The 16,150-nt window shown below is 40.8% G+C and carries 14 protein-coding genes and 1 riboswitch; of the genes, 1 reads left to right on the forward strand and 13 read right to left on the reverse strand.

Annotated features, from left to right (window positions below; all coding sequences use genetic code 11):
* Positions 1 to 350 precede the first annotated feature (350 nt).
* Entirely contained in the window at positions 351 to 956 is a 606-nt protein-coding gene (locus tag R2R35_RS03775; protein WP_317733162.1) for an Ig-like domain-containing protein, read from the forward strand.
* 15 nt (positions 957 to 971) lie between these two features.
* Here the strand turns inward: R2R35_RS03775 and R2R35_RS03780 are convergent, their stop codons facing one another.
* From R2R35_RS03780 to R2R35_RS03840, 13 genes are all read right to left on the reverse strand, one after another.
* Positions 972 to 1,601, reverse strand: coding sequence for a DUF2812 domain-containing protein (locus tag R2R35_RS03780; protein ID WP_317733164.1), 630 nt, complete (start codon positions 1,599 to 1,601; stop codon positions 972 to 974).
* Positions 1,598 to 1,840 carry a PadR family transcriptional regulator gene (locus R2R35_RS03785; RefSeq protein WP_442872264.1) on the reverse strand — a complete coding sequence of 81 codons (243 nt, stop codon included), beginning with the start codon at positions 1,838 to 1,840 and terminating at the stop codon, positions 1,598 to 1,600. The genes R2R35_RS03780 and R2R35_RS03785 overlap by 4 nt, the downstream gene beginning before the upstream one ends.
* Positions 1,841 to 2,228: 388 nt before the next feature.
* Positions 2,229 to 2,492, reverse strand: a complete 264-nt coding sequence (locus tag R2R35_RS03790; protein WP_317733165.1) for a CD3324 family protein — start codon at positions 2,490 to 2,492, stop codon at positions 2,229 to 2,231.
* A 399-nt stretch (positions 2,493 to 2,891) separates the two neighbouring features.
* Positions 2,892 to 5,504, reverse strand: a complete 2,613-nt coding sequence (gene xdh / locus R2R35_RS03795; RefSeq protein WP_317733166.1) for a selenium-dependent xanthine dehydrogenase — start codon at positions 5,502 to 5,504, stop codon at positions 2,892 to 2,894.
* A 1-nt stretch (position 5,505) separates the two neighbouring features.
* Complete coding sequence (yqeB, locus tag R2R35_RS03800) at positions 5,506 to 6,318, reverse strand: selenium-dependent molybdenum cofactor biosynthesis protein YqeB (protein WP_317733167.1); 813 nt, start codon at positions 6,316 to 6,318, stop codon at positions 5,506 to 5,508.
* Positions 6,302 to 7,201: a nucleotidyltransferase family protein gene (locus R2R35_RS03805; RefSeq protein ID WP_317733168.1), complete on the reverse strand. Its 900-nt coding sequence runs from the start codon at positions 7,199 to 7,201 to the stop codon at positions 6,302 to 6,304. Before R2R35_RS03805 ends, yqeB begins: the two co-directional genes overlap by 17 nt.
* The gene (gene yqeC, locus R2R35_RS03810; RefSeq protein WP_317733169.1) at positions 7,198 to 7,917 is read right to left on the reverse strand and encodes a selenium cofactor biosynthesis protein YqeC; all 720 of its coding nucleotides are present in this window, start codon (positions 7,915 to 7,917) and stop codon (positions 7,198 to 7,200) included. Before yqeC ends, R2R35_RS03805 begins: the two co-directional genes overlap by 4 nt.
* Positions 7,918 to 8,011: 94 nt before the next feature.
* Positions 8,012 to 8,347 carry a sulfurtransferase-like selenium metabolism protein YedF gene (yedF, locus tag R2R35_RS03815; RefSeq protein WP_317733170.1) on the reverse strand — a complete coding sequence of 112 codons (336 nt, stop codon included), beginning with the start codon at positions 8,345 to 8,347 and terminating at the stop codon, positions 8,012 to 8,014.
* Positions 8,348 to 8,417: 70 nt separating this feature from the next.
* Positions 8,418 to 9,497, reverse strand: coding sequence for a selenide, water dikinase SelD (gene selD / locus R2R35_RS03820; protein WP_317733171.1), 1,080 nt, complete (start codon positions 9,495 to 9,497; stop codon positions 8,418 to 8,420).
* Between the two features lie 87 nt (positions 9,498 to 9,584).
* Positions 9,585 to 12,185 (reverse strand): xanthine dehydrogenase molybdopterin binding subunit, encoded by a 2,601-nt coding sequence (gene xdhB / locus R2R35_RS03825; protein ID WP_317733172.1) that lies wholly within the window; start codon positions 12,183 to 12,185, stop codon positions 9,585 to 9,587.
* Complete coding sequence (locus R2R35_RS03830; RefSeq protein ID WP_317733173.1) at positions 12,175 to 13,632, reverse strand: xanthine dehydrogenase small subunit; 1,458 nt, start codon at positions 13,630 to 13,632, stop codon at positions 12,175 to 12,177. Before R2R35_RS03830 ends, xdhB begins: the two co-directional genes overlap by 11 nt.
* A 167-nt stretch (positions 13,633 to 13,799) precedes the next feature.
* Positions 13,800 to 13,903: riboswitch (purine riboswitch) on the reverse strand.
* A 43-nt stretch (positions 13,904 to 13,946) separates the two neighbouring features.
* Positions 13,947 to 14,996 carry a glycosyltransferase gene (locus R2R35_RS03835; RefSeq protein WP_317733174.1) on the reverse strand — a complete coding sequence of 350 codons (1,050 nt, stop codon included), beginning with the start codon at positions 14,994 to 14,996 and terminating at the stop codon, positions 13,947 to 13,949.
* Positions 14,997 to 15,111: 115 nt separating this feature from the next.
* A complete protein-coding gene (locus R2R35_RS03840; protein WP_317733175.1) occupies positions 15,112 to 15,714 on the reverse strand; it encodes a TVP38/TMEM64 family protein in 603 nt (200 codons plus the stop codon).
* Positions 15,715 to 16,150: the final 436 nt, after the last annotated feature.

Here is a 16,150-nt window from a genome sequence, read left to right on the forward strand (position 1 = left end):
ATAATATTATGAAATAAAGGTACTGCATTTACCTTTCTATAGCATAACAATAATAAAGTCGTTTTACAAGTTGTATCTATGAATAAATGAATTAATCCTATGTATATGTGGTGTTTTTTATGATATAATAGAAGCAGAATAAGGATCATCAGGTTTGCTTCTGATTTCTTTCAGAAGAAACAAGCTCATGAGCTTGTTTAAGTTCGTAAGCTTGTTTTAAGCTCGTGAGCTGATGAATAAACTGCAAGAAAATAATCCTTTCAGAGTTCTTGACCTGGGCACCAAAATATTATGAAACGCATTATGCAGTAACCGAAAAGAAAGATTAATAAGATTGAGGAGGTAGACAATTGAAAAAGTTACTACTATTATTGCTTGCAATCCTTCTGTTATTACCTTTTAAGGTAAATGCCGCGGCTGTCTATACCATAAGTTCCGACAATTACACCCTGTATCCCAAAGAAACCCTTGACTTGGAAATCCTGAAAAATTACGAGCCGGTCACAGGTAAAATTAAGTGGACAAGCAATAACAGAAAAGTTGCAACCGTAAACAGCAAAGGAATAGTAACTGCGAAAGCAAAAGGAAAAGCAGTTATAACAGCCACCTATAATAAAAAAACCTATCAGTGCAGTATAAAAGTTACCGCCAGCACAGAAGCAGTGATGATTTTTCAGGATAGCAACGCCCCCGGAGATTCATCAAATTCTGACGATACCGGTAATTCCGATGCTTCTTATATAACCTTAAGCAGCTACAGTTCCCTGACTAACGGAATCAGCTATGCTGAGGCAGTCAAGCTTATTGGCGCAGAGGGAACGCTACAAAACACCACCGGAACCGGAGATAACACCAAGGTTACATATGTTTGGTACGGCAAAAACGGAACCTCAAATGCTGTAATCAGCTTTGTTAAAGATAGACTTGAGAGTAAAACTCAGACTTCACTTCAATAAATCAAAATGCATCACCTATTCATAGGTTTTACTTTCTTCCTTTAGCTGCTTAACCAAAAATGAATATTTCACAGTCGGAATAGCAAATAAGCCGCAAAAAATTAGCAGCGCTGTTCTGAGAAACCATGCCATTACCGAAGAAACTGATACTATATTTGGTATGAATGTCATAGCAACCAATAAGACCATCATAAGAACAGCCCAAGCATATGTTCGTTTGATGGTCTTATAATTATTCAGTTTATCATGTATGTCTGTATGCAATTCAAATGGCTTTCCGTCCCTTTTTTTCTCCAAAATCAAAAGCTCTTTGTTAAATCCGCCGGGGGAAGAAGCAATCTGCCCCATACCCTTTGCGTATGGCCGCCATCTTACTTTTCCATAAGAAAAATTTAAATTGATATTTTTTGTGAAAGTACGAAATCCCATGTTTTCAAGATAGTGCCGATAATTCTTTGCTTTGGAATGCGCCTGATCTCCGACGAATTCTATAACATATTCATATTCATTTGGTCTACATTGATCGAATGTATAAATTATTCTCCCACATTTCTTTAGCCGATATCCTTTTTCAGCCATATGGTTCAGCCATTTTTCCTGTTCCTCCATAATATCGAAAAAATACCGAAATACTGTTTTGCTCATTCGCTTCTATCCTCCTTCATTGTTGTCGAAGCCAGCTTCCAAAGCTCCTCAATACGTTGTAATTCTTCTTCTGCTTTTTGCTTTCCGATATCGGTTATCAGGTATTCCTTTTTCCTGCTGTCCCCTTCCTCACCATAAGGAATAATCCATTGTTTCCTGACAAGGGTATTGAGGGCTCCATACAAAGTTCCTGCCCCTAAAACAACTCGTCCATAGGTCATCTTTTCAATAAACTGCATTATCCCATAACCATGATTTGGTTTATACACTGCTAACAGGACCAGGAAAGTAGTTTCCGTTAATGCCCCACCTTTTATATTATCTCTGATATCTAACCCTCCCTGCCAATATTACGTTTAGTGTAATATTAATATATCACTAAACGTAGTAGTAGTCAATGATAGATTATAATTTAAGTCAACAGGGAAATCTTCTACTTATGGTAAAACTGAACCGCTGGAGCCCGGATAATCATTTCTATATTGTTTATATCCAAAGCATATACTGCCCCATAAAAAGTCCTCCCATAAGGAGCTTTACAATTCATCCGTAACCGTTTGATGCTGCTAAACAATTAGAATTAGTGTAAATCTCTTTATTGGAGGACTTCTTTTATACGACTGCTTTTTATAAGGGTTTATATACAATCTTTCGTATAGTTTCGTAAGCAAGACCAAATTCCACTGCTATCTCTTCAATTGTATATCCCTTTTTGTAATGTAATTTAATCCGACGGTTTCTATTTTCAAAATATTGCCTCGAACCATTTTTTTCGCCCCATTTGGTGCGTTCCTCACCGGCAGGGATATAAATAACCTCTCCGCTGATATGTTTCTGGATTTCTGTTATCAGATAATCCGGTAATACTTCTGCTGCATTGATATATTTCACCTTATCCGCTCCTTATTTATATTTGATAAATAAAGTGCAGAGCTCAGCAGTAGTTGACTTATAGGTTCAGCTTACTTTATTCTATTAGGCAATTGATAAACATCCTCTATCGTCTGGCATAAAGTTATAAAGTAAGGTAACCTGTGACCCATACAGAATAGTTCACTAATGCTTACTCTGCATGGGATAAAGCTTGTTGAAGACCGTTTCGCAAAATTAATTTCATTTTCATTTGCTTGCCACCCCCCAGTTGAATGATATTTGTACCCTTATTTTAACCTTGAAGTGGAACACTGTCTACTATTTGTTAAAACTACGGGATAATTATCTTAACTATAACCTATTATCACTAGTCTCATATTAAGATACAGGATTTTATTCTCCTGTATGACTATACAATTAGTTCTTAGGTTTTCGGTAATAGGTATTCTCAAGGGGATATTCATAACGAAAGATACCGTCTTTTTTATAGTAGGCATTCTGACAGGCAGGTGCTCCCATTACACATACGATTTCCCCTATTCCTTTTGCTCCAAATGCGATGTCCGGATTATTCCTGCCTAGCAGATAAGTTTCAATAAGCGGCATCTGGTTCGCTTTCAATAAACCAAGGGTCCCAAACTTGACTTGGGGGATTCCGTTTTTCAATGGAAACTCCTCTGTAAGCGCATAACCAAGTCCCATAGCTACCCCTCCTTCCACCTGTCCTTCTGCCGACAGAGGGTTTATAGCTTTACCAATGTCATGGGCTGCCGCAACCTTAATAACCTTACCTTCTTTATCAAGGATAAAAAGCTGTGTAGCATAGCCATATGCCACATGACTTACGGGATTTGCTTTCGATGACCCTATGGGGTCGGTTTTGTATTCAAATTCTCCTATATATTCCTTATCCTCAAGATCCCTGAGCTTATTCCCTTTTTCCAGATCCATCTTCAATTTGATTGCTGCTCTTCTGGCTGCTTCTCCGGCAAATACCGTCTGCCGGGATGCAGTTGTTGTACCGGAATCGGGTGTATATCTGGTATCCGGCTGTTCAACTACAATATCAGAAGGCGGTAATCCCGTGGCTTCACAGACCATTTGCAGCAGAACCGTTTGAATTCCCTGTCCGATTGCGCCGGCGGAAGATCTTGCATGTACTTTACCGCCAATTATTTTTAAGTTACAGCGGCCAATATCTTGAACCCCTACGCCTACCCCGGCGTTTTTCATAGCTGAGGCTATTCCCACATAGTATTCCGGGTCTTTTTCGTATCTTTCGAATTCCTCCTTCACTGCCTCCAGGGTTTCAACCATAGCTGTCCCTTCATCGGCAATCTGCCCGTTAGGCAATGATTGTCCAGGTTTAATAGCATTACGGTAACGAATCTCCCAGCCTGTAATTCCCACTGCTTCTGCCAGTTGATTTATCAGACATTCTACTACTGCACAGGATTGAGTTACACCAAAGCCTCGAAAGGCTCCTCCGGGAGGATTATTGGTAAAATAGGCATTGCCTTCAACATCGATATTCTGATAGTTATAAGGTCCTCCGATATGTGTACAGGCTCTTTGCAGTACCGGTCCTCCAAGAGAAGCATAGGCTCCGGTATCCGATGTCAGTCTCGCCTGCATTCCCTGTAAGATCCCATCCTCATCACAGCCGATTTTACAATAGATTTCCATGGCATGCCTTTTGGGATGATAGTTTATACTTTCCTGTCTGCTAAAAAACACCTTAACGGGCCGTTTTGTAAGATAAGCACACAGAGCCGCCTGATGCTGCACACTCATATCTTCTTTTCCGCCAAAACCACCGCCCACAACGGCACTTTGTATGCGCAGCTTCTCCATAGGTATTCCAAGATAGTTACTTATCTCGTGGTATTCATCGTAGATACCCTGGCCGCCGGTTATTACAAGAATACCATCCCCATCGGGAACACCAATGGCAGTTTCCGGTTCCAAAAATGCATGTTCAGTAGGAGGCAGGATAAAGGTTCCTTCTGCAATGTACTTTGCGTTCTTAAGAGCAGTTTCTGCATCCCCTCTTTTCACTTCTTCATGATCGAATAGATTGTTTTCAGGGATAATGAATCTGCCAAACTGCATGAACCCTTCTCCATGAATCTGGTGGGCTCCGGGAGTTTTAGCTTCTAACGCCGTGGAGATTGGTGTTTTTTCCTCGTACACAACTTCCACTGCCTTTACTGCAGCTATGGCCTGTTCCTTCGTCTTGGCAACTACCATAGCCAGTGTATCACCGCAGCATTTGGTTTCTTCTCCCACAGCAATCATTCCAGGCCAATCCTGTGCCAGATGTCCGATATAGCGTTTTCCTGGAATATCTTTTGCCGTATAAACTGCGATTACTCCTGGCATTAACAATGCCTTTGAAGAATCAATTGAAAGTACTTTTGCCCTTGCAAACTTGCTAAAGACATTTTTTCCGTAAAGCATCCCCTCGAAGCTGTAATCATCTGCATATCTGGCAGTTCCAAGGGTTTTTGGAATTGCATCTACGCGGCAGGTCTTCTCACCGACTTTACCGGTCTGAGCTATTTGTGGAATCTCTGAATTCTCTCTTATCAGCTGAGCCGCCAGCAGAATTCCGTCTTCAATTTTCTTATAGCCGGTACATCTGCAGATATTGGTACGAATCGCCAGCTTAACCTCCTCTCTGGTGGGATTTGGGTTCTGGTCAATCAGACACTTTCCGCTAATAAACATTCCCGGTATGCAGAAACCGCATTGTACTGCTCCGCAGGCTGCAAAAGCATAGGAGAATACTGCTTTCTCTCTCTCCGTAAATCCTTCTATGGTCTGAATCTTTTTCCCCTCCAGTCTGGAAAGCTTCTGGATACAGGCCCTTGCCGTCTTTCCGTCAATTATTACCGTACAGGTACCACAGGCGCCTTCCTTACAGCCATTCTTTACAGAAGTAATCCCAAGTACATCCCGCAGATAATCCATCAATGCCATATCAGTATCCCACCGATACTCTTCTCCGTTAATGTTTACTATACTCATATCAGTTCTCACTTTCTTTGTTTAAAAAGTATAGAATTGCTTCTAAAACTCCTCCACCGATGGCACGTGCTTTGTCAGAAATAGAATAACAATATTCGATTTTACATCTCGGATCCACATCTCCGATTTTCAGATTTTTCTTTACCGTCAAACCGTCTGTTATCAACCCGCGCAAAACACCATCAAGCATTGATACAACCGGCTTATTATCAACATAAGCAATGATATCACCGCATATAACATTTGTGCAGATCTCCCGCACATTACGAATCACACCATCAGCCGGTGCTCTTAAGATACGCTGGTAGTCAAAACCGCCGATAACTCCGGGAACTCCGGTATCCGGTTCTGCGCAGCCTTCGTGAAACACTCTGCCCAGGTTATGGCCTCTGTTGGTCTCGATTACTGCATCCACATCCACTCCGGCACAAAATCCCGGACCCAAACCTATTACAACAGGTGCCATATCCCTGAATGTGCCAAGATTTCTTTTTGCTAAAATGGCATCCACTAGAACTTTTGGTTTTAAAGCCGGAAGGTATTCTCCGGCCGGATCTATCAGTATTGGTATAATCCCGGCTTTAAGACATTCCAGGGCTTCTGCAACAGACTTTGTTTTCCTTGCCATAAGCCCCTCAACAGTAGCGGTGCCAGCAAATACAGCTTCCGCATAAGCTACTGTTCGCCTTATTACTGTTGGCTTTTCAATTTCCAGTATTATAACCTGAAAACCACTCATTATCAGCCGGTGTACCACTCCAGAGGCCAAATCTCCTCCCCCTCTGACGACCACCAGTTTATTCTGTCTCTCCATGTAACTCCGATATCCTTTCAGCCCGTACAGCATTGTATTCTTCTTTTGTATCAATATCACGTCCTATTTTCGTATCTGTTACCGGTACTTCCAAAACTTCACTGCTATTCTGCCGGATTATAACGCGCCCGCCGATATCACCTTCCAGCTTCCTTAATTCTTTCATCCATTTGGTGGCGAAGATAACCGGATTCCCTCTGTCAACGCCATACACAGGAACAATAATAGAACCCTTTTTTTCCCGAAAAGCGTCGTTTAGCTTCTTTACTGTGTCTATATTAAGAAAAGGCTGGTCACCAACAAAAAACATGATTCCCTCATCTGATTCACTGTATTTTTTTAAGATTTCTGTATCCAGGTTTTCTATATATCGGTTTTTTATACACTTGTTTTCGATGCATTGATTTTCATTGCTCTGGCTTTCATTGCTTTGGCTTTCATTGCTTTGGCTTTCATTGTCTTGATTTTCCTTGTACTGGTTTTCTTTGTACTGATTTTCCTTGTACTGGCTTTCCTTGTCTCGATTTTCCTTGTACTGGTTTTCCTTGTACTGGTTTTCCTTGTACTGGTTTTCAGGCTCGATATTACAGTTTCCCTTGTCTGTATTTAACTGTAATAATGTTTCCACTGCAAGTTTTATGGAGGTACTTAAACCCTCTTCTGCATGATTGTTATGAACAAACAGGAAATCGGAGGTCCAGGCAGATGCCTGAACAGTCTCCTTCACCTCTTCATCAGAGTACACCAGCAGCTTCTTCTGAAATTCATAAGCTCCGACCAATTCTGCTGTATGGAGAATCATGGGTCTGTCATTGATTTTCTCTAAAAGCTTCTTCCCTCCAAATCTTTTTGATAAACCGGCTGCTAATATTACTGCAATCATACAATTCTACCTTTCATAAGCTCTCTTACAGGCTCTTCTTCTCTGACCGCTCCAATGATTATTCTGTCTATTGTCTCACTTTCTCTAATTATAGTGTGTCCCACTTTCAAAGCTACCTCATTCGTTTTCTCATCAAATACCTTATTAAGCAGCAGTATTTTTTTGGCAGAGACAGGACAATTCTTAAATAGTCCCTGCGAATGCGTAACCAGCTTAAAGATAACTTCCTCATCCACAATACCGTTTAAAGGATTCGTAAGTGCACACAATATTTCCGGCCTGTGTACATTTACTTCGGTAACCTTCTTACCAAATGCATCCATACCAATAACCCCAATCATAATATCCGTAGTATCAGGGATTACCGGTTCATGTTCCGCCGGTGCCTTAATTGGCCGCCCTTTGGAGCCGTCTGCTTCTACCAGTATATAAGCATATTGATTGCCAGTATGGATTCTTGCTGCTTCCTCTTTTGAAATTCCCTTTAATTTACCTTCTGCTGTAACGTGATCACCCAACACAAAGATATTGGGATTATCAATTCCAGCGGGATTATACATAGCCGTTGTAGTCGTAATCAGTACCTTTTTACCTTGCCCTGCCAGTTCATATGCCAGAGTAAAAATTGTTGAGGTTTTACCGCCTCCGCCTACTATGCTAATCGTTCTTGTGTTTCTGTAATTCTGCTTCAGGTCTAATGCTGTTGTAAGTCTCATTCTATACTCTTTTCCGGGGTGTGTCTGAGGGCTGCCTGTACTGTGCCTGAAATTCCACCTTGTGGCAGACAGGCACAAAATGTCTTTTTGGTTATTAAATGGTTATAACCTTTTCAGCCTGCATCAGCAGAGAACAGATTTCCTCCATATTGCTGACTCTTCCTATCTTAATACTATTTTTTAAGTTATAAAAGTCCACACAGGTTCCACATGCTAAGATATCTGCTCCGCTGCTGTAAAGACCATCCATTGCATCCAGTACTTCTGACCCTTCTGCTATTAATTTTACGGCAGAATTATACAATATAATGGTATCGGGTTTCTTCTCCTGTGCCCATAGCTTTCGCAGAAAGACTCCGGTAAGTGTTTTACCAAGCTCATCATTCCCTTTCCCCATAAACTCATTGTTAATAATTATCAATTCGCTCATACTTTTCATCCGTTGCAGATCATTTTGTTATTCTACAATAGTACTGCCAGCACTATTGCCGCTTTACTAATTATTCTGCTTTCCCTTCGTAATAAGTTATATATTTATCTCCCTCAGCTTTTGGTAGGACTTCACCGATTATCTGGCTTCTCAGGGTCTTCCGCTTGGTAAGTTCTTCTACCAAGGCCTCCGCCTTCTCTTTTGGTACGGAAATCAACAATCCACCTGAAGTCTGAGGATCAAATACCAATGCTTTCTTCGTTTCAGAGACATCCCCTTCGAATTCCACCCACTTTTCATAGTGATTTCTGTTATTGTATCCGCCACCCGGTATACAATCCTTTTCTATCAATTCTAATACGCCTGTCATAACCGGAAGCTCCGAGAGATTAATCCTGAGGTTTACATTGCTCGCGGCTGCCACTTCATAGGAATGCCCGGATAAACCAAAACCGGTTACATCCGTACAGGCGTTTACACCAATTTTCTGCGCTGCTTCAGATGCAGCTTTGTTCAGCGTACTCATAGAGGTTATCGATTCTGTCATTTCTGCTTCTCCAATTATATTATTCTTAAAAGCAGTACTGATTACACCAGTGCCGATAGGTTTCGTTAAGATAAGAACATCCCCTGGTCTGGCACCGCCGTTGGTGAGCACCTTATCCGGATGTACATAACCGGTTACGGAAACGCCGAACTTAATTTCATTGTCTGTAACTGTATGACCTCCAAGAACTACCGCACCTGCTTCTGTAACTTTATCAAGTCCTCCCTGAAGAATTTCTGCATATACCTCCGGCTCCAGCCCAGTGGAAAAGCAGCAGATATTTAAGGCTGTTAAAGGTGTCCCTCCCATTGCATAAACATCACTTAAAGCATTGGTTGCTGCTATTGCTCCAAAGGTGTACGGATCGTCTACTATTGGTGTAAAGAAATCCACTGTCTGAATCAGTGCGTAATCGGGAGCAATCTTATATACTCCCGCATCATCACAGGTACCAAAACCAACAATGAGATTGGGGTCATCTTTTCTTTCCTGTAGGTTCATGTGTGCCATGACCTTCGCAAGATTGCCGGGTCCGAACTTTGCTGCACACCCCGCTTTGGTGGACATAGTGGTTAATCGTACTTTGTTATTTTCTTCTTTCATTTCTTTCTCCATTTCTGCATACTTTTTTCTCTTGACAGTCCCGAATAAGGAGCTCCTGCCGGGCTTATGTTGTATTTCGGTTTGAAGCTACTCTTTCCACCTACTTTTGTTGATTTCCCGCCATACCTTTTCCGGAGTTGCCGGTATACTTAAGTCCACAGGATACCTCCCGGCAGAACCAAGTGCATCTACTATTGCAAAAAACACTGATTCGCCGTAGACAAAGGGTGGTTCCCCGATTGCCTTGGAGCGTTTAATACCCTGCTCATTAATACTTCCTTCCAGCAGTTCCACATGAATTTTCTCCGGAACATCCCCTATTGTGGGAATTTTATAGGTCGCCGGTGAGCTGCTTAAAAGCCTTCCTTTTTCATTATACACCAATTCCTCCATCGTCGCCCAGCCCAAACCCTGTAAAAATGCTCCCTGTATCTGACCGATATCGATTCTTGGATTGATGCTGCTGCCACAGTCATGCAGTATATATGCATAATCAAGGCTTGTGTGTCCCGTTAACAGGTCCACTGTTACTTCACTGACTGCCGCACCAAAAACATAATACAAAAAGGGGTGTCCCTGTCCCTTCTCCCTGTCAAAATGGATTCCAGGTGTTGCATAAAATCCATGAGCGGACAGATCAATTCTTTCAAAATAGGCTTTTTTTATCAGTTCCTTAAAAGAAATAAGCGGATTACTATAATCTGTGTGGTTATTTGCAAAAGGGTATATATTCCCATTTGCAAAAGTCAGTTCAGTTGTCGGATAAAGCCTGCCTGCCAATTCCCTTAGCCTTTTCATAATCTCTAGCGACGCATTCTCCACTGCATGACCGTTTAAGTCACAGCCGGAAGAAGCTGCCGTGGGGGAAGTATTGGCCACTCGCTTTGTATTGTTGCTCTCAATACGGATATTTTCCAAAGGTACTCCGAAATTCGTTGCGGCTATCTGAGCAATTTTTGTATTTACCTCCTGACCCATTTCAATCGCACCATGGGTTATAGAAATGGAACCGTCTAAATAAATATGCACCAGGGCACTTCCTTGATTTAAATGGGCTGCTGTAAAGGATATACCAAATTTCACAGGCGTAACACCGATGCCTTTCTTACAGTATTTATTCCTTTTGTTGTACTCCTTTATGTGTTCTCTTCTCTCATCCCATTTGCTGTTTCGCCTTAACATCACAAATACATTTTCAATATGCTCCGCATGAAGAACTTCTTCACCATAAGGTGCAATATCTCCCCGCCGGTATATATTCTTCATCCTGACATCATAAGGATCCAGATTAAGTACATATGCAATTCTTTGTATAACACTTTCTATCGCAAAGATTCCCTGAGGTCCGCCAAATCCCCGAAATGCAGTTGCAGGATGAAGATTGGTTTTGCAGGGTCTTCCGATGATTCGGATGTTGTCAATCCGGTAGCAGTTCTCCGCATGGAGCATGGCACGTTCCAGAACAGAGGTGCTGACATCCGCAACTGCACCGCAGTTGGAATTCAACTCTACCTCATATGCTGATATCTTACCTTCCTCATCAAAGGCAACTCTGTAATAATTCTCAAAAGCATGTCTTTTACCCGTAGACAGCATATCCTCCTCTCTGGTAAGCCTTAATTCTGCCGGACGTCCGGTATGATAGGCTGCAAGGGCAGCAATACAAGCCCATGGTGTAGCCTGTGATTCTTTACCTCCGAACCCTCCTCCAAGTCTTTTAATATCTACGGTGACCATATTCTGGGGTATTCCAAGAACGTTAGCTGTCATTCTCTGTATTTCATTGGGATTCTGGGAGGAGGAATATACGGTTACTCCGCCATTGTCTTCGGGTATTACAAGTGCACTCTGTGTCTCCAGATAGAAATGCTCCTGTCCTTCATTGCAGATAACCCCCTCCAGATAATTGGGACAGTCAGCAAAGACTTCCTTCACATTCCCCCGCTCTATCTTTCTTACAGGACCTATAAACTGATTTTTTTCCAGCGCTTCCTTCACTGTTAATACCGGTGTCTCTTCCTCTATCTCAAGAACGATTAGCTTAAGTGCCTCTTCTGCTATCATGGTACTTTCCGCTGCAACGATGACAACAGGTTCTCCTACGAAATGAACATACCCCTGTGCCAGGCAGACCTCATCCTGGATGATTCCTCCAATCTGATTCTCACCAGGAATATCCTCTGCCGTAATAACTGCATGCACTCCCAAAAATTCCTTTGCTTTCTGTGTATCAAGCTTCACTATCCTTCCATGTGCTATGGGACTTGGCAAAAATTTGACATAGAGCAGATTTCTTGGTTTTGGTATATCATCAATGAACTGAGAACGGCCGGTTACATGGTCACGACCACTGATATGCAGCGGTGAAGTTCCAACCTGACCATATGGATGCTCCCCGTGCTGACACTCCTCATTTTGTAGTTCTTTATTTTTAAGTTCTACCCTTTTAAGTTCTATATTTTTGAGCTCTGCATTTTTGAGTTCTACATTTTTCAGTTCTTCATTTTTCAGTTCTTCATTTTTGAGTTCTACACTTTTAAGTTCTACATTTTTTAGTTCTTCATTTTTGCTTTCTACACTTTTAAGTTCTACATTTTTGAACTCAATATTTTTGAGAGTTATATTTTGAGCCTTGCTCAATTGGAAGTCGTCCCCTCCGGTATTATTCAAATTCCATTCATGCTTCATGACCATCAACCTCCTGACTGCTTTCATAAGCCAGATAATGTTTCATTAAGAGATTCTGTAAAAGAGCTTTTCTGTATTCCGCACTTCCCCTGACATCTCCTATAGGAGTTGCTTCCTCCGTTATCATTTCATAAGCTTCAAGGAAGGTCTTTTCTTTCATCTCCCTGCCCTGCAAGAAACCAGAGGTATTATTCATATATAAAGTAGTTGCTCCGACACCACCAGAAGCTACGTGGGCTTTTTTAATGATACCATTTTCCACTTTCAATGCAATGGCTGAATTGACTGAGGAAATATCCACTTCTTTTCTCTTACTTACCTTTTCAAAATGGATAAAATTATATTCTCCCAACGGAATGGTTATGGAGCTAATCCATTCATCCGCTTGCTTTGCAAGCTTTTTATAGCCTCTGAAGAATTCTCTCACAGGGACAGTCCTTAACCCCCTTGGACCGTTTATGGTAAGTATTGCATCAACAGCCATCAAAAGTGGAACGGTATCCGCAACCGGGGAAGCGTTGGCAATATTTCCTGCAACAGTTGCAATGGAGCGCACCTGCTCAGAGCACATTTTCAACACAGTATCCGAGAATTCGGGAAAGATACCCTGAACAGAATCTATCATTCTTGCTAAGGAAACCCCGCCTCCAAGGGTTATGCTTTTATTGTCAAAGGTAAGCTTTTGCAGGGTCTCTATACGGCTTAAATCCACTAACAGCCTGTAATGCTGCCCATGTTTCTTTACCCCTACCACCACATCGCTTCCTCCATTTATGAATCGTATGTTATTTCCATCTGTAAATTCCGGATGCCCCTTAAGGAAGTCAAGAAGATTAGCTTCCGAAACCGGAGAATAAAAACCATGGACCCCATCGTCTGTATAGATGTCCTCCTGAATAAAGCTCAATTGCTTTTCTTCCGTTTCCGTCAAATACTTTGGTCTGATATCCACAGGACAGACTATAAGTTCTTCCAGGAATTCGGGAACCTTACGGATAGATACATAACCGGTGCACCGACAGAGATTTCCCTCCAGATATCTGCGAAACTCATCTCTTCCAGGATTCTTTCTTTCCAGATATAATGCCAGAATCGAAAGGCTGACACCAGGGGTACAGAACCCGCATTGTGTTGCATGAGCCTTAAGAATTGCTTCTTGAATAGGATGGAGTTTCTCTTTCTCTCCCATTCCTTCTATGGTAATTACATGTTTTCCTTCCAGCTTTGCTGCCAGGTACAGACAGCCTGCAGCAGATTTGTAATGTACCTTTTTATCCCTTACCTCACCAATAACAACTGTACAGGCACCGCAGTCTCCCTCTCCGCAGCCTTCCTTAATACCGTTAAGTTCCAGAGAATTACGAAGCAGTTCCAATACTGTAGTCTCTGCTTTTACCTTGATTTCTCTTAAAGTTCCATTTAGAAAGAAACTAATTGTTTTTTTCATATCGATCGCTCCTTTTTGACAGTATTGATTTACATTCTATCTCTTTCCAAAGCTGTGATGAACCAAAAGAGTCGTCATATACAACTTAAGCTTTTCTCCCGGCTGAGGATATAAAAAAGCCCCAGGCCAAAGAGACACCAACCAGAACCAACTGTTTTTTAAACGTTAGTCCGATCGGTTACTCATGTAGCCTAGGGCAATTTAAGGTCGCCTGGTCGAAACGCTCATACCGTATTAATGAGCTTATACAAAGAGATAATATGCAATACCCCTTTGTATTATTACTACTCATTATACATCTTTTTATTGGTTAGTCAATAAAAAAATGGCATTCCTTTTTCCATAGGTTCCTGCTGTACTGCTGCAGGGTTCAAAATTTCTGTGTAAGTATCCATTAAGGTATTCCCTACCTTAGAGAGACTTTTCTCCTTCACGGTTTTATAACCCTCCTCTGTTAAATCAGGAATATTTTCTTCAAGAATATCCTTTGTTAATACTTTAAATTCTGCCAGTCCCCTTCCTTTATATACCTGTTTGCCATTTTGAAACCAGCTTTCATAGATTGGGATATCACGAATCAGAATAGGAATCTGCATAGCGAGAGCCTCCAGTAATACAATTCCTTCTGTCTCCTCATGAGTCAGAAATAAAAACAAATCACTGCCGCTGTAAGCTGCCTTTAGTTCTTCACTGGATATGTAGCCGGGAAAATGCAGATTAGGTAATTTTGTATTAATAATACTTCTGATATGACATGGTACCAGATTTAAATTTGTATAACCAAACCAGAGGAACTGGTATTCCGGAAGCCTTTCTGCCAGAGCTGCAAAATCTTCTATTCCTTTTCTTTCAATATAATGACCGACTGAAATTACGATTTTATCCTTTTCATTGAAATGATACTTATCCCGAAACTGCTTACCCAGTTCAGCATCTTTTGTATAGTATTTTAAATCAATGCCGTTGGTGAGGCTGATTATTTTTCGGTTGATACCATAACCCTCCAACAGATTTTTTGAATATTCAGTGGGTGTTATAACTACATCCCCCATACTGTAGCATAATTTAATCCATCTTTTAAAGAAGGCTGCAAAGAAATTGGAACCCTTAAAGGAATTCCTGAAATCCTCCATGGTAGAATGAGCATAATATATTACTTTCTTTCTCATTAATTTTGCTATTACAGCGATGAAAAATGAATCCGGAAAAATTGTATTAATCTGCACTATATCATATTTATTATTGAATTTCGTACTATAATCAATTTCCTTCTCCTCAAGGGCTGCCTTTTGATGTTCGAAGGCTTTACCGATACCGCTTTTGGAAATTAACTTTAATCCGCCTTTATATAACCATATTTTCATAACAAGCTCCAATCTGCGTATAGAATACGCCTACAATTTACGGGTAAAAGAACGTTTTATCTATTAAAAATTCCTGTAAGAAATACAGCTGCATCACATACACAATTGGTTACAGCTACTTAAAGAATGGAATTATATATTGGATAAATGCTGTAAATATCAGATTCAGGCCCAAAGAGTAGGCTATAATCGCCAGTGGTTTGCCTGCAAGTATAATAAAAGTAAATTTACGGAAGGATATTTTGGTGATTCCAGCCAGATAACACAGAAAATCATCAGGAGCTACCGGTAGAAAAATAGCTAATGCGAACCATTTATCAAATTTTTCACTATGCAGCCAGGCCCCATATTTTTTTATCAGCTCTGGCTTTGACATCTTCTCCACCATCGCCATGCCATAACGCCTTGCCAGCAGAAAAGCAACCATTGAACCCATACAAATACCGGTATAATTGTAGATAAAGCCTTTAACCGGACCAAATACTACCACGCCTGCCAGACAGCCTACTGACCCCGGAATAATCGGGATTACCACCTGTACTGCCTGTATTAAGATAAAGATCAGATCCGCAAAGATTCCGAACTGCTCCAGAAAATCATGCAAAGCTTCCATTGATACAAATAACTTAGTTTTATAACCATAGTATAGGAACAATAATATCAACAGCAGCCCCATAGCTGTGATACAATCCAAAATTGTAATTTTTCTCTTTCTCATTCAGTCACCCACTGCCTATATCTATTCGATTTATTTATGTAATAATTGGTTTTAAGTATTGCTGTATTGCTGATAACATGTTTCAGTATAAAGGAAAAAGTTAAATATTAACTTTATAAATTACTAAATATTTTCTAAAGGAATGTAAAGTTTATCGTAAAGCGGAATCACCTGAGCACAGGCAATAATTACCCCCAACTGTTCTTATGCAATAAGTATAACGAAAGGTATGCTCTGTTTCCATCGATTAACATTACATATCGAATTCTAAACTTACACTTCTGTCACTTTCATAAATTTTCAAAAGCTGCAAATACTGAAGATTGAAACAGCCTTTCTGCTGCCATTCACTTTTTCTATAAACAAAAACAGCAATACCAGAAGTACTTTCTGGTATTGCTGTTCAGACTGTAAACAAAGTCATTTTTACTATCTG

Origin of the sequence: Anaerocolumna sp. AGMB13020 (genome assembly GCF_033100115.1) — a bacterium.
GTDB lineage: Bacteria > Bacillota > Clostridia > Lachnospirales > Lachnospiraceae > Anaerocolumna.

Excerpts from the sequence above, each read along its gene's own strand:
- R2R35_RS03780 (WP_317733164.1), bottom strand. The coding sequence starts at position 1,601 with ATGAGCAAAACAGTATTTCGGTATTTTTTCGATATTATGGAGGAACAG.
- R2R35_RS03785 (WP_442872264.1), bottom strand. The coding sequence starts at position 1,840 with ATGCAGTTTATTGAAAAGATGACCTATGGACGAGTTGTTTTAGGGGCA.
- xdh (WP_317733166.1), bottom strand. The coding sequence starts at position 5,504 with ATGAGTATAGTAAACATTAACGGAGAAGAGTATCGGTGGGATACTGAT.
- yqeB (WP_317733167.1), bottom strand. The coding sequence starts at position 6,318 with ATGGAGAGACAGAATAAACTGGTGGTCGTCAGAGGGGGAGGAGATTTG.
- R2R35_RS03805 (WP_317733168.1), bottom strand. The coding sequence starts at position 7,201 with ATGATTGCAGTAATATTAGCAGCCGGTTTATCAAAAAGATTTGGAGGG.
- yqeC (WP_317733169.1), bottom strand. The coding sequence starts at position 7,917 with ATGAGACTTACAACAGCATTAGACCTGAAGCAGAATTACAGAAACACA.
- yedF (WP_317733170.1), bottom strand. The coding sequence starts at position 8,347 with ATGAGCGAATTGATAATTATTAACAATGAGTTTATGGGGAAAGGGAAT.
- selD (WP_317733171.1), bottom strand. The coding sequence starts at position 9,497 with ATGAAAGAAGAAAATAACAAAGTACGATTAACCACTATGTCCACCAAA.
- xdhB (WP_317733172.1), bottom strand. The coding sequence starts at position 12,185 with ATGAAGCATGAATGGAATTTGAATAATACCGGAGGGGACGACTTCCAA.
- R2R35_RS03830 (WP_317733173.1), bottom strand. The coding sequence starts at position 13,632 with ATGAAAAAAACAATTAGTTTCTTTCTAAATGGAACTTTAAGAGAAATC.
- R2R35_RS03835 (WP_317733174.1), bottom strand. The coding sequence starts at position 14,996 with ATGAAAATATGGTTATATAAAGGCGGATTAAAGTTAATTTCCAAAAGC.
- R2R35_RS03840 (WP_317733175.1), bottom strand. The coding sequence starts at position 15,714 with ATGAGAAAGAGAAAAATTACAATTTTGGATTGTATCACAGCTATGGGG.